Origin of the sequence: Sulfurirhabdus autotrophica, assembly GCF_004346685.1 — a bacterium.
Lineage (GTDB): Bacteria > Pseudomonadota > Gammaproteobacteria > Burkholderiales > SMCO01 > Sulfurirhabdus > Sulfurirhabdus autotrophica.
In genome coordinates, this window is the sequence record NZ_SMCO01000017.1 from 55,301 (window position 1) to 75,334 (window position 20,034).

Below are 20,034 nucleotides of genomic sequence, written 5' to 3' on the forward strand. Positions count from 1 at the left end.
TCCTAGTGCAGTTCATTCTGCAACACTCGATTAGCTACTTCTACATCACTGAACGGCAGTTTTACGCCTTTAATTTCCTGATATTCTTCATGCCCTTTTCCAGCAATCAGCACCACATCCCCCGCTTCAGCTTCCTTGATTGCCCGCATGATTGCCATGGTCCGATCTTCTTCAATCAGATAATTGGCATTTGCCACTTTAACAATTTCTTCGATAATTCCGCGTGCATTTTCCTTGCGCGGATTATCACTGGTAACAATGACCCAATCCGCCAGACGGGTTGCAATTTCGCCCATTAATGGGCGTTTGCCTTTATCCCGATCACCGCCACATCCAAATACACAAATCAGCTTTCCTTGTTGGCTAACCGATGCTGCCAATAATTCCTTCAGCGTAAGCAATACCTTTTCCAGGGCATCCGGGGTATGCGCATAATCCACAATGACCAGCGGTTTATCACCTCCACCTACGCGCTGCATTCTGCCAGATGCAGGCAGAACGCTTGACACTTCTCCCAGCGCAACCTCTAAATCCATTCCACTTACCAGTAGCGTACTTAAAACGCCAAGCAAATTACTGGCATTAAAAGCGCCCAACATCTGGCTTTTTATTTGCCCACTTCCCCAGGGAGTATGCACATCCAGCATCAGGCCATCTTGATCCAGCCTGAGATTGCTGCCTGACACGTCACCTCGCCCAACACCGTACCCGACAACATTCACCTGTTTTTTATCCAGGGTATTTGCCAGCTTTACCCCGAACGGGTCGTCCATGTTGAGCACGGCAGACTTTAAGCCTTTCCATGTAAACAAACGGGCTTTTACCTGTGCATAGGTTTCCATGTCTCCGTGATAATCCAGATGATCACGAGAAAGATTGGTCAGCAATGCCACATCAAAAGCCACCCCATTTACTCGTCCTTGATGCAATCCATGGGATGACACCTCCATCGCTACGCATTGGGCGCCTTCATCATGGAAGCCTTTCATCATATTTTGCAGACTGACCGGATCCGGGGTTGTATTGGTTGCAGGCGACAATTCACCATAAAACCCGTTTCCGAGGGTGCCAATCACGGCAGTTTTTCTTCCCTGAGCACTCAAACATTTTGCCAACCAGTTAGCGCAGGAAGTTTTACCGTTTGTTCCTGTCACGCCAATCACCCATAATTTTGATGAGGGATCGCCATATACCTTGCTTGCTATTACTCCTGCGGCATCTCGCAGTGCAGGAACACCCAAATTGGGAACTGACCAGTCAGCCCGTTCAAATCCATCGCTTTCCCATATCACTGCGTTTGCACCATTAGCAATCGCTTGGTCAATATGTTTTCTTCCATCGCCTTGCTCGCCGGGAAAAGCCAGGAACGTATCCCCTGGTTTCACTACCCTACTGTCTGAGACCACATTGTTTATCACTACACCTAACTGTGACAACAAGGCGTCATCCATCTGTTCTGCAATTTCGTAACCCTGAACGGAGGCTGGCATTGTCATACCTCCTCCTTTATTTCAGGCGCATTTTCGGGAGGGATCACAATATTATTGGTTGGCGCATCGGGCGGAATGCTTAGCATACGCAATGCACCGGACATAACCTTACTGAATACGGGAGCAGCGACCATACCGCCGTAATATGTGCCCGCGCTGGGTTCATCAATCATTACCGCAACGATCAAACTTGGATTACTGGCCGGTGCCATTCCGATAAACGATGAAACATATTTATCCGCTGCGTATTTCCCTGATGCGTCTATTTTGTGCGCAGTACCAGTTTTACCTGCAACACGGTATCCCATGATTTGCGCACGCGGAGCGGTTCCACCTGGCTGCACGACCAGCTCAAGCATTTGTCGAACAGCCAGTGCAGTTGCAGGTGAAATTTCTTGTTTTCCTACTGCGGGCGCTTCCAGCTTTACGAAGGAAAGCGGCTTAATCTCACCCCCATCTGCAAAAATGGTATATGCCTTTGCTAATTGCAACAGGCTCACTGAGATGCCATGTCCATAGGCCATCGTTGCCTGCTCAATGGGACGCCAGGTTTTGTAGGGCCGCAATTTACCGCTTGCTTCCCCAGGGAATCCAGAATGCGGTGCAGTTCCGAACCCAACATTATTCAACATTCCCCATAAAGCATCAGGTGCTAGTGACAGTGCAATTTTAGCCGCCCCCACATTGCTGGATTTTTGTATGATCTGAGCCACCGTCATCACACCGCCAGGATGAGAATCATGAATTGTTGCAGGTCCGATAGAGTAATGCCCCGTACCGGTATCAATCTTGCTATCCGGTTTTACCAACCCTGCGTCCAAAGCTTCAGCAATTGTGAAAGGCTTGAGGGTTGAGCCGGGTTCAAAGGTATCTGTAATCGCGCGATTGCGAGTTCGCCCACCTGCCAGTTTCGTCCGATTATTTGGGTTATAGGAGGGCATGTTGGCCATTGCCAGTATTTCACCAGTTTTCGCGTCCAGCACCACAATGGCACCTGCCTTGGCTTTATTCTCTTCAACTGCCTCTTTTAATTCACGGAATGCCAAATACTGAATTTTGCGATCGATACTTAATGCAAGCGTCTTACCTTCTTGTGGAACGCGTATACTTTCCACGTCTTCAATAATATGTCCCAACCGATCCTTAATGACCCTTCTGCTCCCTGCTTTACCAGCCAGCCAGTCCTGATAGGAAAGCTCAAGACCTTCCTGACCGTTGTCGTCTACACCCGTAAATCCCAGTACATGCGACATCACATCACCAGCCGGATAGTAGCGGCGATATTCACGCTGCAAGAAAACACCTGGAATATTTAGCTGCACGACCTTAGCTGCCTGCTCTGGGGGTAACTGCCGTTTCAAATAGACAAACTCTCTATTCTTATCTGACAATTTCCCCTTGAGTTCGCGATCATCCATATCAAGCAACTTAGCCAGTTGCTTGAATTTACCGGATTCCAGTTCTATATCTTGCGGACTGGCTGACACAGACTCTACCGGTGTACTGATTGCCAATGGTTCGCCCAGACGATCTGTAATCATGCCTCTATGCGCAGTCAGTTCCATTACCCTGCTGTAGCGCGCGTCTCCTTTCTGCCTGAGAAAATCATTGTGCAGCCCCTGCAAATATAAATCGCGGCCGACCAGACCCAAAAACCACAGAAAAATGACACCCAATAGCAATTGCGAACGCCATGCAGACAAACGCAAAGTCAAAAGTGAGCTGGCCGGGTAGCTCATTTATCTACTCCCGAACCAGATGAGGCGTTTATTTTTGGCAAGTCCGTTTCAGGCGCAACAACTTGAATGCGCGTTGCCTCTGGCACGCGCATCTGGAGATACTTTGTCGCTATTTTTTCAATTCGAGAATGCATTGCCCACGTACTTTGCTCCAGTTGCAACTGACCCCATTCCACTTCCAACTGCTTGGACGTTTCAACTTCCTGCTGCAATTCAATAAACGCTTTACGCTGCTTGTGCTGCGATGTCACCACACCCAGCGAACAGACAATCAGCACCAGCACCAACATCAAATTCAGCTTAATCACAATTCACCAGCTTTTTCAGCCACACGCATCACAGCACTTCTAGATCGCGGGTTTTCAGCCACTTCAGCATCGCTTGCTCGGATCACCTTACCCACCAACCGCAAAACGGGCACAGGCAACTCTTTAGCGCGGATCGGCAGACGCGATGGCAAGGTATCCGGGTTGGACACCTCACGCGTAAACCGCTTGACGATCCTGTCCTCAAGGGAATGAAAGCTGATCACCACCAGGCGCCCGCCAGGCGCCAGCACGCTCACACATTGAGGCAGTACTAGCGACAACTCCTCAAGTTCCTGATTGAGGTAAATCCGTAAAGCCTGAAAGGTGCGCGTCGCCGGGTCTTGATTTGGCTCGCGCGTCCTGACGGCTTTTGCCACGATCTCGGCAAGCTGTCGAGTGGTAGCAATAATCCCCCCCTCTCTAGCCGTAACAATCGCTCTTGCAACCTGTTTAGCAAACCGCTCTTCACCATAATTTTTTATTACCTCCCCTATTTCTTTTTCATCTGCTGTTGTCAGCCATTCCGATGCTGTCTGCCCGCGAGTCACATCCATGCGCATGTCGAGCGGACCATCAAATCGAAAACTGAACCCTCTAGCAGCCTCATCCAGTTGCGGCGACGAAACCCCCAAATCCAGCAATACCCCATTAACCTGAGCAACCCCAAGCCCGTTTAACACTTCCTGCAACTTTGCAAAACCACTATGCACAATCTGAAACCGCGAATCCTTTATTTTCCCTGCTTCCTGCAATGCCGCAGGATCTTTATCCAGCGCAATCAGCCTGCCATGCTGACCGAGCTTTTCCAGAATCAGGCGACTATGCCCTCCTCGCCCAAACGTGCCATCCACGTAAACACCATCAGGTTGCACATTTAGCGAATCAACAGCCTCATACAGCAAAACCGTTTTGTGAACAAAATCATCGCTCACAGCGAAAAGTTTTCCAGCGCAGCAGGAAGTCCATTTTCCGGAGCCAACGCGCGCTCCATCTGACTCCGCCACCCTTCCATACTCCATAATTCAAAGTGCCCGCCCTGCCCAACCAGCATGGCCTGCTTTTCCAGTCCCGCCAATTCACGTAGAACAGGTGAAACCAGCAGACGACCAGAAGCATCCAGCGGCATTTCTTCCGCATGACCTAACAACAAACGTTTCCAGGAACTTGCCACAGGATCAAAGCTGGGCAATGAATTAATTTTTTGCTCGATGGGCTCCCACGCTGCAAACGGATATAACAATATGCAACGATGCGGATGCGCGGTCATCACCAGGCTGCCACCCGACTGCCCCAGCAAGGCGTCACGATGCTTGGCTGGCACAACAAGCCGACCTTTTGCATCGAGATTCAAAGCTGTAGCACCTCGGAACATGACACTCCTTTACGATTAATTTAGCAGGAATTCCCCACAATTTCCCACTTCTCACCACTTATTGCCACTATAGATAAAAAAACCACCTTGGTCAAGGTGGTTTTAGCCTTTTTTAGTTTCGGGACAATGACTTAGCTTAATAAATAGCAATATTTAATTTATGCGCTTTAAATTAATAAGATAGCGCAAACTCCGAAAGTGATACATTAGGAATGTAAGGTGTAATTGAGTATGACGGGGCGCAATTTAAACGCGTTGAAGAAGGAAATTCGGAAATAACTTTAGTGAAATGAAGAAAAAGAAGCTGGCCGATAAGCCGGGTTTTGTCGTGGACAGTCATTCCTCTAGGCGCACGGTTACCCGTACGCTCAAGCAACCTACCCGGGAACAGCGCGAGCCACGCCTAATGTTCCCCTATTTGGTCTTGCTCCGGATGGGGTTTACCCTGCCACTCCCGTTACCGGAAGCGCGGTGAGCTCTTACCTCACCATTTCAACCTTACCTGATCCGCTTACGCGGCCATCGGCGGTATATTTTCTGTGGCACTTTCCATGGTCTCACGACCTCCGGCCATTAACCGGCATCCTGCTCTACGGAGCCCGGACTTTCCTCTCCGTGGTTGCCCACGCAGCGACTGCCTAGCCAGCTTCATACGCATGATAACACTTAACCTGTCCGATCATCTTGACAAGAAAAGAAAATCTACTAAGCTTCAAGCAAGCAGCACCCCAAAATCAATAGTCCGAGCGACTCACCCTTCCGCTTTGTGCGGACTTTCTGGCCACGTTCTCAGGCCAGCTTAATCCTCTCACATTTCACGGCATTATTAGTGCGTTTATCAGTACAAGGAGATCGAAATGCGACGCAGACTTTATTTCATGCTCCCGGATGTGCGAAATACCCGGCAAATGGTTAATGACCTGTTGCTGGCTCGCATTGAAGATCAACATATTCATGTTCTAGCCAAAGATGGAGTACCACTTGAAGGATTACACGAAGCTTCCATCCTGCAAAAGACAGATATTGCTCATGGCGCTGAGACCGGACTGGCAGTGGGTGGTGCAATCGGCATTTTCGCTGGATTAGCTGCCATTCTTTTTCCGCCAGCAGGCGTTTCTCTGGAACTGGTGACCATCTTGATTGCTGCTCTGATCGGCGCAGCTTTTGGCGCATGGGTATCCAGCATGATAGCCAGCGGCATCCCTAACTCGCGGCTGAAAACCTTTGAGCAGGGGATTGCTCAGGGCCGCATCCTCATGATGGTGGATGTCCCCATTAGCAGAGTAGACGAAATCCGCAAACTGATTGCGAGCGTCCATCCGGAAGCTTCTCCTGGTGGAATGGAACCGACCATACCTGCGTTCCCATGAACCGAGTGTTGTTTATTCGTATTAAAAGCAGCAATGGGAAACTGGCTAATTACGCCAGCTTCCAGGCAACGTGCTCACCTGCGCGTAACGGAACAATTTTATCGTCTCCAAACGGAAGTTCTGCAGGAACAACCCATGCTGTCTTTTCAAGGGTAATGGTGTCTGAATTGCGAGGTAACCTGTAAAAATCAGCACCATAAAAACTGGCAAAGGCTTCCAGTTTGTCTAACGCTTTTGCAGCCTCAAATACTTCTGCATACAGTTCAATAGCCGCATGGGAAGTATAAATTCCAGCGCATCCACAGGCCGATTCCTTTGCGGAACGCGCATGGGGTGCGCTGTCAGTACCCAGGAAAAACTTAGGGTTACCACTGGTTGCAGCAGCAATCAGCGCCCACCGATGCTCTTCTCGCTTGAGCACCGGCAAACAATACATATGCGGCCGAATACCGCCTGCAAACATGGCATTCCGACTGTACAACAAATGATGCGCCGTAATGGTCGCAGCAACATTACCAGGCGCCGCTTTCACAAAATCAACAGCCTGTTTGGTTGTAATATGTTCAAACACCACACGTAATCGGGGATATTTCTCAAGCAAGGGTACTAAATGACGCGCTATAAAGACCTGCTCCCGATCAAACACATCTACGAGTGGGTTGGTCACTTCTCCGTGCACCAATAGAGGAAGATCAAGCTCCTCCATTGCAGATAGTGCAGCAGCGCAATTGGCCAGATCGGTTACGCCAGAATCAGAATTTGTTGTTGCCCCGGCAGGATATAACTTCACACCATGCACCCACCCACTCGCTTTGGCCTTAGCAATCTCCTCAGCCGTAGTATTATCGGTAAGATACAACGTCATCAACGGCTCGAAGCACACACCATCAGGTAGCGCATTCAGAATGCGCTGACGATAGGCAACGGCCATCTCAGTGGTTGTCACAGGCGGTTTCAAATTCGGCATGATGATTGCGCGACCAAATCGATGAGCAGTGTCTGCAACAACGGCTTGCATCGCAACATCATCACGCAAATGCAAATGCCAATCATCAGGGCGGGTCAGCGAAATTTTTGTCATCAGAAAGACTCACATGCAATAAATAATTTGAGTTTGATTGAATTAGACATTTATTTTCCAGGTGTCGCTTTACCATACCAATATTCAGACATTTTAGGATCAGCCTTCACCCCAATCAGCCCCTTCTCGTAGATATGCCCCAGACTTTTCATGGCTAACACGTGACCATTGCTGGCAGCCTTATTGAACCAGGCAAGCGCTTTTGCATTATCCTGCTTTACACCATAAGAACCTGATTCATAGCGCATGGCTATCTGATATTGCGCTTCAACATCACCATCTTCTGCCAGTTTCTGTAAGTTTGGCATGCGTTTATAAAAGGTTTCTTCAATCTGAAATCCTACATTTTCCAGAAAGTGCAGCGCCTTTATTGCATCTTGATACCCTTGTCCCGCTGATTTAGCCAATAGATTACCGCCTAAGGTTTCATTTCGCACAACGCCATAACCCATTCGGTACATGCTACCCAATAAGTATTGCGCCTCACTATTTCCCTCAAAGGCGGCACGACTCAACCATTTTTCTGCTTTTTCATTATTCTGGGCTACGCCCTCACCGTATAAATACATTTTCCCCAAACTGAGCTGCGCCAAAACATTCCCTCTATTTGCAGCCTTCTCACGCCAATCAGCCGCCACCTTAAGGTTTTTTGTTACGCCTCTGCCTTGTGCATAATAATCACCAATCGTTTTCTGCGCGTAAGCATTACCTTGCTCTGCCGCTAATTCAAACCAATGCGCCGCCATTTTGTCATTTTTTGCATATCCATCGGCACCATCTTGATAGATAACCGCCAAGAGAACCTGAGCCCCCTCACTTCCACGTTCAGCCGCATTTGAAATCATGGTCGCTTCTTCCTTGCTCGTTGCAAAAGCAACATTCGTTACCATTACGACCCATAACAACAGAAACGCACCCACAAGAGACTTTTTCATCATGCACATCCGGCAAATTTAAACGAAATAGTATAGCGCAAACATTCAATACCTATATCAGAACCAGATCACACCGCCCAATGTTGGACAAATTAGGTTATACTAATACTCGCATTATTAATCAATTTCACGGAGCAATATCGTGGTCGATAGCACCTTAGGGGCTTCCTGGTACAGTATATTTTTCAACGATCTATTCAGTTTCATCACCACTATTGTTTTATTATTGATCTACCATCTATATTTACGACGCAAAGTTCGAAAAGATCCCACTTATACGATTCAGGCCGTGAATATCATTGCGCGTACCGCCTGGGTGGAAACATTAATGGCGCCCGGCAAACCTGATGTGATAGCGATTCAGACTTTGCGCAACTCTACAATGGCGGCGACCTTTCTTGCTTCAACCGCAGTGTTGCTTATTATCGGCGTGCTGACACTCAGCGGGCAGGGAGATAAACTAAGCAGTACATGGCATGCCCTCAATGCTTATGGCGCCAAACATTCTGAACTGTTTCTGGCAAAATTGATCATTCTATTGCTTGATCTGTTTGTCGCCTTTTTCAGTTTTGCCATGTCCATACGCGTATTTAATCATGTTGGCTACATGATTAACGTGCCGCTATCCCTGAACCATAAATTCATCACGCCTCAACATGTCGCCGTGCATCTCAACAGCGCCGGCAGATATTACAGCTTGGGAATGCGCGCTTATTACTTTTCCGTACCCCTTGTGTTCTGGCTATTTGGGCCGCATTTTATGCTACTAGCCACCTTTATTCTCATCCCGGTGTTGTATAAACTAGACCGTGCACCAAAGGTATTGGCTGACGATTATCGTCAATAATCGTCAGATTCAGCTAATATAAAGATGCAGGGAAGTGAATTACGCCTGAACACAAAAAACTCCTTGGCGCAGTTTTATCAGGTACACAAATACGGCGGAACACTGCGTATTTGCAATATGCTTTGAATTGAGGAAACAGCATGATCAAAAACATCATCTTGATACTAGTGATGTCACTTCTGGACATTAATACCGTTTTAGCCAATCCAGATGGCGCAAAACTCTTTTCACAAAACTGCGCAACCTGTCATGGCGATAATGGTGCAGGCGGCATTGGTGTACCCTTGGCGCTCGCTTCATTCCAATCCACCATCAGCGATGATTATGTGCGCAAAACCATTCGCCATGGCCGCCCAGGCAGAATCATGCCAGCTTTTACCCAGATCAATGATGCAGAAGTAGAAGCGATAGTTAAATACGTCCGTGCATGGAACAAAACCAAGCCCATTGCCTTTTCCCAGGAACTCATCAAAGGCGACCCTGTACACGGTAAGCAGCTATTCTCCAAATATTGCGCCAGTTGCCACGGCGCAAATGGTGAAGGAGGTAAAGGAACCGGCGTCACCTTTTCGCGCCCGAGAGATTTACCCATTATGGCACCAGCCCTGCATAACCCTGGCTTTTTGGCATCTGCCACCGATGCCATGATAAAAAACACGTTAATCATGGGACGTAAAGGCACGCCGATGATTTCGTTCTATAAGCATGGTCTGAATGAAAAAGACATCAACGATATCGTCAGCCACATACGTGGATTTGAAAAACAGCCTGTTTCAGAAAGTGCTACCATTCTGGAAACAGAGCAGGCCATTTTATCCGTTGATTCACCTTATGATCTGCAAACAACCATTGAAAATGTGAAGAATGCGGCCACATCACACAATTTCATATTTATTCGTGAGCAGACACTGGATTCTGGGCTGGTCCCGGAAGGCACAGAAAACCCCAAGCAGCACATAATCTATTTCTGTAATTTTAATGTACTTAATCAGGCATTAGCTACTGACCCACGCGTTGGTCTTTTTCTGCCCTGTCGCATTACAGCCGTAGAGCAAAATGGAAAAGTACGCCTTTATTCAGTCAATCCTAAACGCCTGAGCAAAATTTTTAATAACTCAGCACTTAATAACATGTGCGATGAAATGACGAAACAGTACAAAACCGTCATGGAGGAAGCAACATTTTGAAAACAATTATCCGATTTTTGGCAATTGCATTTTTTTCTTTGTTGCTGACTTCACCAGCAAAAGCTGATCAGCTACTATCTGCACGCTCCAGCCAGGACTTTGAAGAAGCCATGTCGACCCTGCAAGCCGCCATCAAAAACAATGGCTATCAATTAAGCAAAGTGCAACGGGTAGATGTTGGTTTGCAAGCAAAAGGGTACAAAACCGACAAATACCGCGTCGTATTTTACGGAAAAGCTGAAGAAATAGCCGACCTTGCCGCAAAGCACCCTGAACTCATCCCCTACCTACCGCTCAACATTGCTATTTTCTCGGAGGAAAACAATACAATCCTTGCGGCTGGCCGTCCTGAGTTACTCAAAGAATTTTTCCCTTCAGCAGATCTTGCCCCTTATTTTGAGCGATGGGAAAAAGACCTGGAAAAAATTCTGGACGAAGTAAGAGAAACAAAATAGCCGCACAAAACAATACTTCAGCCTCCCTTGTTACTTAGCCAACTATTCTTAAACGAGGGGCAAAAATTAGTCCGTTTTCAACTCCAGGGCAAGGGTGTACAACTCATTTTTCTTTTCGTGGGTAATGTCCGCCGCCAATTTTACAGCCTGCTTCAAAGGTAACTCCGCAAGTAGCATTTTCAGCACGCGCACAGCATCTTCGCCAATACCGCCCGCCACGACTGATTCTGCTCCTGAAACAAGCAACACAAATTCACCACGCTGCTGATTAGCATCCGCTTCAAGCCAGCTCAACGCCTCGTCAAGTCGGCAGACGTGGATTGTTTCAAAAACCTTGGTTAATTCCCGCGCAAAAACAATATTCCTCTCACCACCCAACACCGCCAGCAAATCACTAATAGATTCAAGAATACGGTGAGGTGATTCATAAAAAACCAGCGTATAGGGTAGCAACTTTAATGATTCCAGTTCACGCCGGCGGCCGGCACTTTTATGTGGCAGAAAACCAAAGAAAAGAAAATGTGGGTCATGAATTCCTGCTGCCGATATCGCACTGATAGCAGCGTTTGCACCGGGAACAGGCACAACCTTCAGCCCTGCCTGCCGGACCATGCGTACTAGAATCGCACCAGGATCAGATATGCCTGGGGTGCCGGCATCACTCACCAACGCAACCGATTTTCCAGCCGTCAGCATCGCTATTATCTTTTCCGCTGCGCCCCGTTCATTGTGTTCGTGCAATGCCATTAACGAAGTAGATAGCGAAAAATGGCGTAACAAATTAGACGTGTTTCGCGTATCTTCAGCGGCGACAATATCTACCTTTGCCAGAATATCAAGCGCCCGCAGCGAAATATCACGCAAATTGCCAATCGGCGTGGCAACCACATATAATGTTCCCATCCTGTCTAACTGAGATTCTTGATGCAACATTTCCTCTTCTTTCTGCTCATCACTTTTGCAGCAACACTGAATGGCTGTGCCAGCAGTTCCCCACGGCAGCAACCCTTTAACAAACCAATTCTGTCTGCGCAGACAGAAATACCTGCCAGCCTTCCTGAAGCACAGACATCACCCTATATTGTCTCTCCATTTGACGCGCCAAACTCATCAGCCAATACTGCCACGTTTGAAGGTCACGGAGGTCACATCGGCTTGATTCTCCCGCTCAAATCAACCGCTTTCAGTCGCGCAGCAGATACGGTAAAAGAGGGCTTTATGGCTGCGCTAAGCATACAATCAAAAAGCCAGCACCCTGCCGTAAAAGTTTACGTAACAGATGGCACACCCGGTAGCATACTAGAAGCGTATCAGCTTGCCATTCAGGAAGGAAGCCAGATCATTGTCGGGCCATTAACCCGCAATGGCGTAACAAGTATCGCGGAAAGCGGATTAATATCTGTACCTACGATAGCACTGAATATACCGGACAACGACACTGCACTGCCACCGAATCTTTACTTTTTTGGCATTTCTGTTGAAGGTGAAGCCCGCCAGATAGCTCGCATGGCCTTCAATGAAGGCAAAATGAATGCCGTCATTCTAACTGCAAATTCTCCCCTTTCTAAACGATCACAACAGGCTTTTTCAGAAGAATGGCAACATCTGGGTGGAAAAATTGTAGCGCAGTATGATTTTACAGATAATGTTAGCAGTTATTACACATTGCGGTCTGCTGTAGCCAAAGGTGACGCTGACATGATATTCCTGGCTGCTGATTATACAAGAGCACGCATGGTCCGTCCTTATCTTGGCGTACCAATCCCAACCTATGCCACCTCCCAGATTTACAGTGGGAAAAATGAAGCTTCTCGTGATATTGATCTTGAAAACATCCGTTTCGTCGAGATGCCATGGCTGTTGCAACCGGACCACCCAGCCGTAATGATCTACCCGCGTCAGGAAAAATTTATCGGCCCTGATTATGAACGCTTATATGCTTTAGGTATTGATGCTTTCCGCATAGCTGAAATTTTTCTTTCCTCATCAAACCGCAATTTCGTTCTGGACGGCGTTACAGGAAAAATCACACTCGATAATGGCAACCAGTTTACTCGCGAATTGACCCCCGCCATTTTTCACCAGGGAATCGCGGCCAGTCTTGAAGCAACCACCCCTTGAAAACCACTGGGGACCAAGCCGAACTATTAGCAGCAAGCTATTTGCAGAAGCAGGGACTGAATCTGCTGGAAAAAAATTACCGCTGCCGTTATGGTGAAATTGATCTGATTTTGCGGGATCAGAAAACACTGGTTTTTGCGGAAGTTCGCTTACGCAGGAATCTGAATTTCGGCGGCGCTGCTTCCAGCATTACCCCGCAAAAACAAACGCGGTTGATTCTTACAGCACAGCATTTTCTTGGTTCTCAACATAATCCCCCGCCTTGTCGCTTTGATGTAGTACTATTAAACGAACTTTCACTTACCAATATCGAATGGATCAAAAACGCATTTGGACAGTGATTTTGCTGCAAGCAGATTAATATTTCCGATTAAACCGTATACAATCTAACTATATCAATACAACAGTTGAACAAATGGACTTAATTTCCCGTATCAACCATCACTTTACTGAAAGTGCCAACCTGAAACTGCAGGCTGTAGACGTATTATCAACACCCATTTCAGCTGCTGCCGAACGCATGGTGCAATGCCTCATGGCGGATGGGAAAATCCTGAGTTGTGGGAATGGCGGTTCAGCTGCAGATTCCCAGCACTTTTCTTCAGAAATGTTGAATCGTTTTGAAATGGAGCGTCCAGGTCTTGCTGCAATCGCCTTAACCACAGATACCTCAACCATTACCTCCATTGCAAACGACTACGATTACGAACAAATTTTTTCCAAGCAGGTTCGCGCGTTAGGCCATACCGGTGACGTTTTACTTGCCATCAGCACCAGCGGCGGGTCACGCAACGTCATTGCTGCGATCCGCGCCGCTCACGAACGAGAAATGACTGTCATTGCTCTAACAGGTAAAGCTGGAGGGGAAATAGGCGGTATTTTAGGTCCCAATGATGTTCATATTTGTGTACCACACGAAAGCACTGCCCGCATACAGGAAGTGCACTTACTTATCATTCATTGCCTCTGCGATGCAATAGATTGCATGCTACTAGGAGTAGAATAAATGCATTATTTAAAGATTGCCATATTAGTTGCCATACTTATCCCTAACCTTCAGGGATGCTTCCCCCTTGTTGCAGCTGGCGCAGGTGCTGGCGTTCTCATGGCTGAAGACCGTCGAACAGGCGGCATTTACCTCGAAGATGAAAATATCGAACTCAAAGCCAATAGTCGCATCAGCGAACACGTAAAAGAGACCTCGCATATTGAGGTCACCAGTTATAATCGCAACGTTTTGCTGACCGGCGAAACCCCTACCGAAACACTCAAACAAGAAATTGAGACAATTGCACGAGGTGTACCCAGTGTGCAAAGCGTCACCAATGAGATCGTCATTGCCAGACCAAGTGCTCTATCCTCCCGCAGTAACGATGCCTACATCACTTCCAAAGTTAAAGCCCGCTTTGTTGATGCCAGCAGATTTCGTGCGAACTATGTGAAAGTTGTCACTGAAAATGGCACTGTTTTTCTGCTTGGTCTTGTCAAACACCAGGAAGCTGAAGATGCGACAGAAATCGCGCGCAGCACAAGTGGCGTGTTGAAAGTAGTAAAAGTATTCGAATACATTGATTAACTTTACTGGATATCCACCTGGTAATAGGGTGGATATCGTCATTGCTACAGCCGTTCTGTGAAGGGGTGAAAATATGCTCTATCCTGAACTATTCAAATCCTTGGAAAAAGCCCGCTGGAACATGGCGGAGGATATTGCATGGGATCAATTCGATCCGGCTCTGCTATCTGACGAGCAAGCGCAAACAATCAAGATGAATGCAATCACAGAGTGGTCTGCCTTGCCTGCAACAGAAATGTTTTTACGAGACAACCTGCACGACAGCGATTTTTCCGCATTTATGTCGGTCTGGTTTTATGAAGAACAAAAACATTCACTGGTCTTGATAGAGTACCTGCAACGCTTTCGACCCGATCTCGCACCTACAGAAGATGAACTCCACGCAGTACGTTTCCATTTCGACCCTGCACCCGCACTGGAAACCCTCATGCTGCACTTTTGTGGAGAGCTCCGCCTCACCCAATGGTACAGGCGCGCGTCAGAATGGCACACTGAGCCAGTAATCAAGCAAATTTACCAACATATATCACATGATGAAGCTCGCCACGGCGGTGCTTATTTAAAGTACATGAAACGCGCAATCAAACAATCAGGCCTTGTCGCTAAGCAATCATTTGCCAAAATTGGCGTGCTGATGACCAGCAGCAAAACAGCAAAAGCCATGCACCCGACCAACCTTCACGTTAACAAAAGCCTGTTTCCACAGGATACGGTGCAAAGCAAGCTGCCTGACCCCGATTGGCTAGACCATTGGCTGGACAACCAGATCAACTTCAACAAAGAATGGGAAGAGCGTGTAGTAGGGAGCATATTGCGCAATTTATCCAACCTGTTTGGTGTGAAAATAGAAACCAGCCAGCAACTTAATCGCTTACGAAAAGAGTTTCAACAGACTATCGCCTGACCCTCATGAACTATCCATCCCCAGAATTCGAAAATAAAATATGTGCACCTTCAGAGCTTGCCGCACGAATTGAACACCTGACCCGGCCTCTGGTTTTTACCAATGGCTGCTTCGATATACTGCACCGTGGACACGTCACCTACTTGGCACAGGCGCGTGCACTAGGAAAAAAACTGATTATTGCCGTCAATACAGATGCCTCTGTCAAACGCCTTGGAAAAGGTGATGAACGACCCATCAACAATCAAAATGACCGTATGGCTGTCCTTGCTGCTTTGGAATGTGTCGATATCGTCACCTGGTTTGACGAAGACACCCCACTCAACACAATATTAATGTGTAAACCAGACATCCTTGTTAAAGGTGGTGACTGGAAGATCAATGAAATAGTCGGCGCAAAAGAAGTAGCAAGCTGGGGAGGAAAAGTACATACCATTCCGTTTCTTCATGAACGTTCTACTACTTCAACCATCAGCAAAATCCGCAATTCTTAATATCTGAGTCTAAAGTCACCTCAAAAACTCTTGGACTATGCTGCCTGAAAAAATGACTCAACCATGCTAACTGCAGAATTCCTGGCAAAACTAACCGCCATTGTTGGTGAAACGAATCTGCTCACAGATCCGGTGGACTGCTATGCCTATGCCTATGACAATAGCCGTAAAATATTCCCTCCCCTCGCCGTTGCTTTCGCAATAAGTCAGGAACAAATTCAGGCGATTCTCCTGTGCTGCAACGAATATCGCATCCCCATCACTCCCCGGGGGCGCGGCACAGGCACTGCGGGTGGCAGTCTTCCTGAGCAGGGCGGACTGGCACTGTCGCTGGAACGCATGAGTCGCATCATCTCTATTGATCCGGCCAATCGCATCATCATTGCCGAACCCGGTGTCCTGAATCAGGAAATTCAAGACGCCGCCAGACCCCATGGATTTTTCTGGCCCCCCGACCCAAGTAGCGCACCATTTTGCACCATTGGAGGCAACCTCGCCACCAGTGCTGGCGGACCACACGCAGTTAAATATGGCACAACCCGAGACCACGTGCTGGGGCTAAAGGCTATTACAGGAAAGGGAGAATTAATTAAAGCAGGATGCAACACAACTAAAGGTGTAGTTGGTTATGATCTAACACGATTATTAATAGGATCAGAAGGCACCCTCGCAATCATCACGGAAGCCACTTTAAAACTCACGCCCCTGCCCCAATCAACCGGAGGAATAACAGCGCACTATAAAAACATTCAGAGCTGTGCGAAGGCCATAGCCGCCATCATGGCGCAACCAAAAATACCTAGCGCCCTGGAGTTTCTGGATAAAGCCTCACTCGACCTGATCCGTTCTCGCAATACTGGCCTGCTACCTGACGATACACACGCCATGCTCATGATTGAAGTGGATGGCTCAGACGTCGAAATCAATGAAACCGGTCAGGCTATACTAACCGCCTGTAAAAATGAAGGCTTAATCAAATCAGAACGCGTCATTGATAGCAAAGCATTATGGGTAGCTCGCAAAGCATTATCCCCATTACTACGAGACATCGCTCCTAAAAAAATAAACGAAGATGTCGTAGTGCCCGTTTCAAGACTTCCTGAACTGTTACAGGGGTTGACTGAGCTTAGCCAAAAATACCGTATTGCCAACGCAAATTTCGGGCATGCAGGAAACGGGAATATTCACGTTAATTTATTAGTCAATCCAGATAATCCGGACGAAATGAACCGTGCAGAAGCGTGTTTGAGTGAAGTATTCAATCTGGTATTAGCACTCAATGGAACCTTGTCCGGTGAACACGGGATAGGCAGTGAGAAGCGAGCTTATGTTGGACTTGAAATCGACAGCGTGACAATGAATCTCATGAAAGAAATCAAACATGTTTTTGATCCCAACAATATACTTAACCCGGGCAAACTATTTCCTAAGGGTTAACGTTTAAAAAAGCGTTGAAATATATAACTCCGTGTTTTTGCAAACAATCTACGGCCTATCAACACCGCCACAGCAATTAACGCCTTTTTAAGCACCACAACCCTCCGTCCATGCCCACCTAAATTTCATTATTTACAAGCAATTGCTTTCAGTTCACTACCCTGAAACACCTGCTTCAGTACAACCAGCTTTGCCGCCAACTCATCAGTAACATCTTTGACAATAATTTTTGTCTCACCAGTACTGTGCATCCGCGGGCCGGCCTTGGCTGACTTAACCCCTTTCTGCTTCAATTGAGCTAATAATTTGTCAGCAGCCTCTTCTTTTGAAAAAACGCCAAGGGATATAGAATAGCGCCACTTTCCCTCATCCTGAATCAACAAATAATCCTCAATGCCGTGCCCCTTTAATTCGGCAATTTTCTTATCAGCCTCCAGCTTGGTTTTCTGAGGGGGAATATACACCCAATATCGATTTATTTCTTCCAGATTCAACAGCTTGACCCTATCCCCCAGTTGTAACTTCTGCAATTCTGTTTGCACCTCACCAAGTACTTTGCCAGAAAACATACCCCACTCCAAACAAACACTAGCTGTCACCGGAGCTTGCTGCGGTGAACTATTAATTTTAGCAGCATCTGCCGGAGCGGGTGGGTCGACCAAAATAACTTTATCCTCACTCAATGGCCTGTGTTCTGCCGTTGGTTCACCACCTTGACCCGTAGCTAATTGAACCAACCCAAAAAAAGCAATATTAGCCAAAAATAGAATGACAAATAACCCCTTCATTTCTGTGCAATCCTTATCAATCCTTCCAGAACAAGATTATCCACAATCTGAGTTGGCACCCAATCAAGTAACGACTTCATCACAGCTGAATTACCCCCGCTAAGCACACACAATGGTTCGGTTTTATGTGAAATAACAACTTCCCTATGCATCATCATAATGGCACCGGCAAGAGCTTGCATTGTTCCGTTAAAGACTGCATCTGTTGTATTATTTGGAAAGGCAGTAAATTTCCCCCCTGGTAATGGCCTTACACCTGCGGTTTTACTTGATAAAGCATCCATCATCAATTGTTGTCCAGGCACGATAATGCCACCAAGAAACTGCCCAGAATCCAACAATACATCCACCGTCATTGCAGTGCCTGAGCTTACAACCAGGCAAGATCCCAACCGCATGGCTCGCGAAGCTATCAAGGATGCCCATCGATCACTTCCTAAACGCTCAGGCTCGCTGTAGCAGTTTATTACACCACACTCCTCACTCCTGGAAACAATCCAGATCGGGTCACGATGCCAATGGCCCAAAAGTACAACAAGCTCGGAACGAACTTTTGCCCCAGCCACGTTAGATATAACAATCACATCAGGTGTAGCCAAAGCACGCCAGCTTTTAGCAACACCAACTAAATCAAGATGGGTTGCTGTACCAGTTGAAACCCACCCACTCCCATCATGCATACCCCATTTAATACGGGTATTGCCAGCATCAATGGCTAATATCATAGACTTCCCCGCAAGCTGATTTCGCCACTACTAAAACGTTCTTTCCCAATACTAGTTTTAACCACAAGAGACCCATCGATATCAACATCAATTACGTCCCCTTCTCTTGTCTCACCTCCGGGCATAAGGATACGAACAGATCTATTATGATATACATGGTATGAAATCCATTCATTACGTAACGCAGAGAAACCGCTTTTCTCAAACACCCTCAATACCTCATTGATATTGATTAACAATGAAGCTAAAACTGCATTTCGGTCTGGCATTTCACCACTGACAGTAGAAAAATCAGTTACAGCCTGATCAATTTTACATCTGACAGAAGGAGATAAGCGTAAATTCAATCCAATTCCAATAACCGCCGCACTTGGGCCAAGTACATCCCCCTGAAGCTCAATAAGGATTCCAGCCATCTTCTGATATTGATATAACACATCGTTTGGCCATTTTAAAGCCACACCAACCAACCCCAAATCTCTCAACGAACGAACTAGTGCAACACCAACCGCAAGGCTTAAACCTGATAAATATCCAGCGCATTGATTGAATCTCCAAAGCAAGGAAAATGTTAGCGCCCCACCTAAGTTCATATGCCAGGCACGCCCTCTTCGGCCACGCCCTTGAAGTTGTAGCTCGACTACATAGCAACTACGATGTTCGAGCCCTTTACTGGCATCTTGCAGCAACAAGCTATTGGAAGAATCCATGACATCATGAACTTCAATATTAAAATCCTTCGCACTAGTGCCCAAAAAATCCAAAATTAGTTGCTTATCCAGCCATTGCAAGGGATCTTGTAAACAATAACCACGCCCTCTAATTTTGTATATATTGACTCCCAACTCACCCAGAGTCTTTAATCCGTTTGAAATACTGGCACGTGAAACACCCAGATATTGTGCCAGCGCTTCTCCAGAATGAAAATTACCGTCCGAAAGTAAGCGAAGTATTGAGAATGTTAGAGGTTTCAACAGGTAGAAAGAATCAACAAAAGTAGGTATGAGGATGTTACCACAAAGGGCTATCGCCTAATATCTGGCAAATTACAATCAGCGGATTTTCTGGCAATAAAAAACCCCTCGAAGCTAATGCTAGGAGGGGTTTTTGGAATAGAAGCCTGGCGGTGACCTACTTTCGCATGGGTAATCCACACTATCATCGGCGCAAAGTCGTTTCACTGTCCTGTTCGGGATGGGAAGGAG

22 protein-coding genes, 1 rRNA gene and 1 other RNA gene are annotated in these 20,034 nt (G+C 47.0%); 11 read left to right on the forward strand and 13 right to left on the reverse strand.

The window, feature by feature from the left end; translation table 11 throughout:
• Nucleotides 1–2 precede the first annotated feature (2 nt).
• The 6 genes from EDC63_RS14350 to rnpB form a co-directional block, all read right to left on the reverse strand.
• Nucleotides 3–1,496, reverse strand: a complete 1,494-nt coding sequence (locus EDC63_RS14350; protein ID WP_306307874.1) for a UDP-N-acetylmuramoyl-L-alanyl-D-glutamate--2,6-diaminopimelate ligase — start codon at nt 1,494–1,496, stop codon at nt 3–5.
• Nucleotides 1,493–3,229, reverse strand: coding sequence for a peptidoglycan D,D-transpeptidase FtsI family protein (locus tag EDC63_RS14355; RefSeq protein ID WP_124944823.1), 1,737 nt, complete (start codon nt 3,227–3,229; stop codon nt 1,493–1,495). The genes EDC63_RS14350 and EDC63_RS14355 overlap by 4 nt, the downstream gene beginning before the upstream one ends.
• Nucleotides 3,226–3,537 carry a cell division protein FtsL gene (gene ftsL, locus EDC63_RS14360; RefSeq protein WP_124944822.1) on the reverse strand — a complete coding sequence of 104 codons (312 nt, stop codon included), beginning with the start codon at nt 3,535–3,537 and terminating at the stop codon, nt 3,226–3,228. Before ftsL ends, EDC63_RS14355 begins: the two co-directional genes overlap by 4 nt.
• On the reverse strand, nt 3,534–4,469 hold the full coding sequence (gene rsmH, locus EDC63_RS14365) for a 16S rRNA (cytosine(1402)-N(4))-methyltransferase RsmH (protein WP_223248137.1): 936 nt from the start codon (nt 4,467–4,469) through the stop codon (nt 3,534–3,536). The genes ftsL and rsmH overlap by 4 nt, the downstream gene beginning before the upstream one ends.
• Entirely contained in the window at nt 4,466–4,909 is a 444-nt protein-coding gene (mraZ, locus tag EDC63_RS14370) for a division/cell wall cluster transcriptional repressor MraZ (protein ID WP_124944820.1), read from the reverse strand. Before mraZ ends, rsmH begins: the two co-directional genes overlap by 4 nt.
• Before the next feature lie 296 nt (nt 4,910–5,205).
• Nucleotides 5,206–5,559, reverse strand: an RNA gene (rnpB, locus tag EDC63_RS14375) — RNase P RNA component class A.
• A 207-nt stretch (nt 5,560–5,766) separates the two neighbouring features.
• Here rnpB and EDC63_RS14380 point away from each other — a divergent pair.
• The gene (locus EDC63_RS14380; protein WP_124944819.1) at nt 5,767–6,279 is read left to right on the forward strand and encodes a DUF1269 domain-containing protein; all 513 of its coding nucleotides are present in this window, start codon (nt 5,767–5,769) and stop codon (nt 6,277–6,279) included.
• A gap of 49 nt (nt 6,280–6,328) precedes the next feature.
• Here EDC63_RS14380 and pyrC read toward each other — a convergent pair whose 3' ends face one another.
• Both pyrC and EDC63_RS14390 read right to left on the reverse strand, forming a co-directional pair.
• On the reverse strand, nt 6,329–7,360 hold the full coding sequence (gene pyrC, locus EDC63_RS14385; RefSeq protein ID WP_370685860.1) for a dihydroorotase: 1,032 nt from the start codon (nt 7,358–7,360) through the stop codon (nt 6,329–6,331).
• 50 nt (nt 7,361–7,410) lie between these two features.
• Complete coding sequence (locus tag EDC63_RS14390) at nt 7,411–8,295, reverse strand: tetratricopeptide repeat protein (RefSeq protein WP_165923003.1); 885 nt, start codon at nt 8,293–8,295, stop codon at nt 7,411–7,413.
• 142 nt (nt 8,296–8,437) lie between these two features.
• Here EDC63_RS14390 and EDC63_RS14395 point away from each other — a divergent pair, with 142 nt between their 5' ends.
• The 3 genes from EDC63_RS14395 (at nt 8,438) to EDC63_RS14405 (ending at nt 10,784) form a co-directional block, all read left to right on the forward strand.
• Nucleotides 8,438–9,142 carry a DUF599 domain-containing protein gene (locus EDC63_RS14395; protein ID WP_223248136.1) on the forward strand — a complete coding sequence of 235 codons (705 nt, stop codon included), beginning with the start codon at nt 8,438–8,440 and terminating at the stop codon, nt 9,140–9,142.
• A gap of 140 nt (nt 9,143–9,282) precedes the next feature.
• Nucleotides 9,283–10,329: a c-type cytochrome gene (locus EDC63_RS14400; protein WP_124944816.1), complete on the forward strand. Its 1,047-nt coding sequence runs from the start codon at nt 9,283–9,285 to the stop codon at nt 10,327–10,329.
• Nucleotides 10,326–10,784, forward strand: a complete 459-nt coding sequence (locus tag EDC63_RS14405) for a DUF302 domain-containing protein (RefSeq protein ID WP_124944815.1) — start codon at nt 10,326–10,328, stop codon at nt 10,782–10,784. Before EDC63_RS14400 ends, EDC63_RS14405 begins: the two co-directional genes overlap by 4 nt.
• A gap of 66 nt (nt 10,785–10,850) precedes the next feature.
• Here the strand turns inward: EDC63_RS14405 and rsmI are convergent, their stop codons facing one another.
• Nucleotides 10,851–11,717, reverse strand: coding sequence for a 16S rRNA (cytidine(1402)-2'-O)-methyltransferase (gene rsmI / locus EDC63_RS14410; RefSeq protein WP_223248135.1), 867 nt, complete (start codon nt 11,715–11,717; stop codon nt 10,851–10,853).
• Here rsmI and EDC63_RS14415 point away from each other — a divergent pair.
• The 7 genes from EDC63_RS14415 (at nt 11,709) to EDC63_RS14445 (ending at nt 17,316) form a co-directional block, all read left to right on the forward strand.
• Nucleotides 11,709–12,905: a penicillin-binding protein activator gene (locus tag EDC63_RS14415; RefSeq protein WP_124944814.1), complete on the forward strand. Its 1,197-nt coding sequence runs from the start codon at nt 11,709–11,711 to the stop codon at nt 12,903–12,905. The genes rsmI and EDC63_RS14415 overlap by 9 nt on opposite strands.
• The gene (locus EDC63_RS14420) at nt 12,902–13,246 is read left to right on the forward strand and encodes a YraN family protein (protein WP_124944813.1); all 345 of its coding nucleotides are present in this window, start codon (nt 12,902–12,904) and stop codon (nt 13,244–13,246) included. The genes EDC63_RS14415 and EDC63_RS14420 overlap by 4 nt, the downstream gene beginning before the upstream one ends.
• Nucleotides 13,247–13,320: 74 nt before the next feature.
• A complete protein-coding gene (locus tag EDC63_RS14425; protein WP_124944812.1) occupies nt 13,321–13,911 on the forward strand; it encodes a phosphoheptose isomerase in 591 nt (196 codons plus the stop codon).
• Nucleotides 13,912–14,481 (forward strand): BON domain-containing protein, encoded by a 570-nt coding sequence (locus EDC63_RS14430; protein WP_124944811.1) that lies wholly within the window; start codon nt 13,912–13,914, stop codon nt 14,479–14,481. It begins immediately after the preceding gene.
• Nucleotides 14,482–14,554: 73 nt separating this feature from the next.
• On the forward strand, nt 14,555–15,385 hold the full coding sequence (locus EDC63_RS14435; protein ID WP_124944810.1) for a ferritin-like domain-containing protein: 831 nt from the start codon (nt 14,555–14,557) through the stop codon (nt 15,383–15,385).
• 5 nt (nt 15,386–15,390) lie between these two features.
• Entirely contained in the window at nt 15,391–15,879 is a 489-nt protein-coding gene (rfaE2, locus tag EDC63_RS14440) for a D-glycero-beta-D-manno-heptose 1-phosphate adenylyltransferase (RefSeq protein WP_124944809.1), read from the forward strand.
• 63 nt (nt 15,880–15,942) lie between these two features.
• Nucleotides 15,943–17,316, forward strand: a complete 1,374-nt coding sequence (locus EDC63_RS14445; RefSeq protein WP_124944808.1) for an FAD-binding oxidoreductase — start codon at nt 15,943–15,945, stop codon at nt 17,314–17,316.
• Between the two features lie 128 nt (nt 17,317–17,444).
• Here the strand turns inward: EDC63_RS14445 and EDC63_RS14450 are convergent, their stop codons facing one another.
• The 4 genes from EDC63_RS14450 to rrf form a co-directional block, all read right to left on the reverse strand.
• A complete protein-coding gene (locus EDC63_RS14450) occupies nt 17,445–18,104 on the reverse strand; it encodes an SPOR domain-containing protein (protein ID WP_124944807.1) in 660 nt (219 codons plus the stop codon).
• Nucleotides 18,101–18,829 carry a type III pantothenate kinase gene (locus EDC63_RS14455; RefSeq protein WP_124944806.1) on the reverse strand — a complete coding sequence of 243 codons (729 nt, stop codon included), beginning with the start codon at nt 18,827–18,829 and terminating at the stop codon, nt 18,101–18,103. The genes EDC63_RS14450 and EDC63_RS14455 overlap by 4 nt, the downstream gene beginning before the upstream one ends.
• On the reverse strand, nt 18,826–19,803 hold the full coding sequence (locus EDC63_RS14460; RefSeq protein WP_124944805.1) for a biotin--[acetyl-CoA-carboxylase] ligase: 978 nt from the start codon (nt 19,801–19,803) through the stop codon (nt 18,826–18,828). Before EDC63_RS14460 ends, EDC63_RS14455 begins: the two co-directional genes overlap by 4 nt.
• A gap of 144 nt (nt 19,804–19,947) precedes the next feature.
• Nucleotides 19,948–20,034 (reverse strand): 5S ribosomal RNA (gene rrf / locus EDC63_RS14465); the annotation flags it as partial.

Bases quoted from the DNA above. Each gene is read 5' to 3' on its own strand.
- mraZ (WP_124944820.1), bottom strand. From the start codon at position 4,909: ATGTTCCGAGGTGCTACAGCTTTGAATCTCGATGCAAAAGGTCGGCTT.
- EDC63_RS14350 (WP_306307874.1), bottom strand. From the start codon at position 1,496: ATGACAATGCCAGCCTCCGTTCAGGGTTACGAAATTGCAGAACAGATG.
- EDC63_RS14355 (WP_124944823.1), bottom strand. From the start codon at position 3,229: ATGAGCTACCCGGCCAGCTCACTTTTGACTTTGCGTTTGTCTGCATGG.
- EDC63_RS14425 (WP_124944812.1), top strand. From the start codon at position 13,321: ATGGACTTAATTTCCCGTATCAACCATCACTTTACTGAAAGTGCCAAC.
- EDC63_RS14445 (WP_124944808.1), top strand. From the start codon at position 15,943: ATGCTAACTGCAGAATTCCTGGCAAAACTAACCGCCATTGTTGGTGAA.
- EDC63_RS14430 (WP_124944811.1), top strand. From the start codon at position 13,912: ATGCATTATTTAAAGATTGCCATATTAGTTGCCATACTTATCCCTAAC.
- EDC63_RS14380 (WP_124944819.1), top strand. From the start codon at position 5,767: ATGCGACGCAGACTTTATTTCATGCTCCCGGATGTGCGAAATACCCGG.
- rsmI (WP_223248135.1), bottom strand. From the start codon at position 11,717: ATGTTGCATCAAGAATCTCAGTTAGACAGGATGGGAACATTATATGTG.
- EDC63_RS14400 (WP_124944816.1), top strand. From the start codon at position 9,283: ATGATCAAAAACATCATCTTGATACTAGTGATGTCACTTCTGGACATT.
- EDC63_RS14455 (WP_124944806.1), bottom strand. From the start codon at position 18,829: ATGATATTAGCCATTGATGCTGGCAATACCCGTATTAAATGGGGTATG.
- EDC63_RS14450 (WP_124944807.1), bottom strand. From the start codon at position 18,104: ATGAAGGGGTTATTTGTCATTCTATTTTTGGCTAATATTGCTTTTTTT.
- EDC63_RS14415 (WP_124944814.1), top strand. From the start codon at position 11,709: ATGCAACATTTCCTCTTCTTTCTGCTCATCACTTTTGCAGCAACACTG.
- EDC63_RS14390 (WP_165923003.1), bottom strand. From the start codon at position 8,295: ATGAAAAAGTCTCTTGTGGGTGCGTTTCTGTTGTTATGGGTCGTAATG.
- rfaE2 (WP_124944809.1), top strand. From the start codon at position 15,391: ATGAACTATCCATCCCCAGAATTCGAAAATAAAATATGTGCACCTTCA.
- EDC63_RS14435 (WP_124944810.1), top strand. From the start codon at position 14,555: ATGCTCTATCCTGAACTATTCAAATCCTTGGAAAAAGCCCGCTGGAAC.
- pyrC (WP_370685860.1), bottom strand. From the start codon at position 7,360: ATGACAAAAATTTCGCTGACCCGCCCTGATGATTGGCATTTGCATTTG.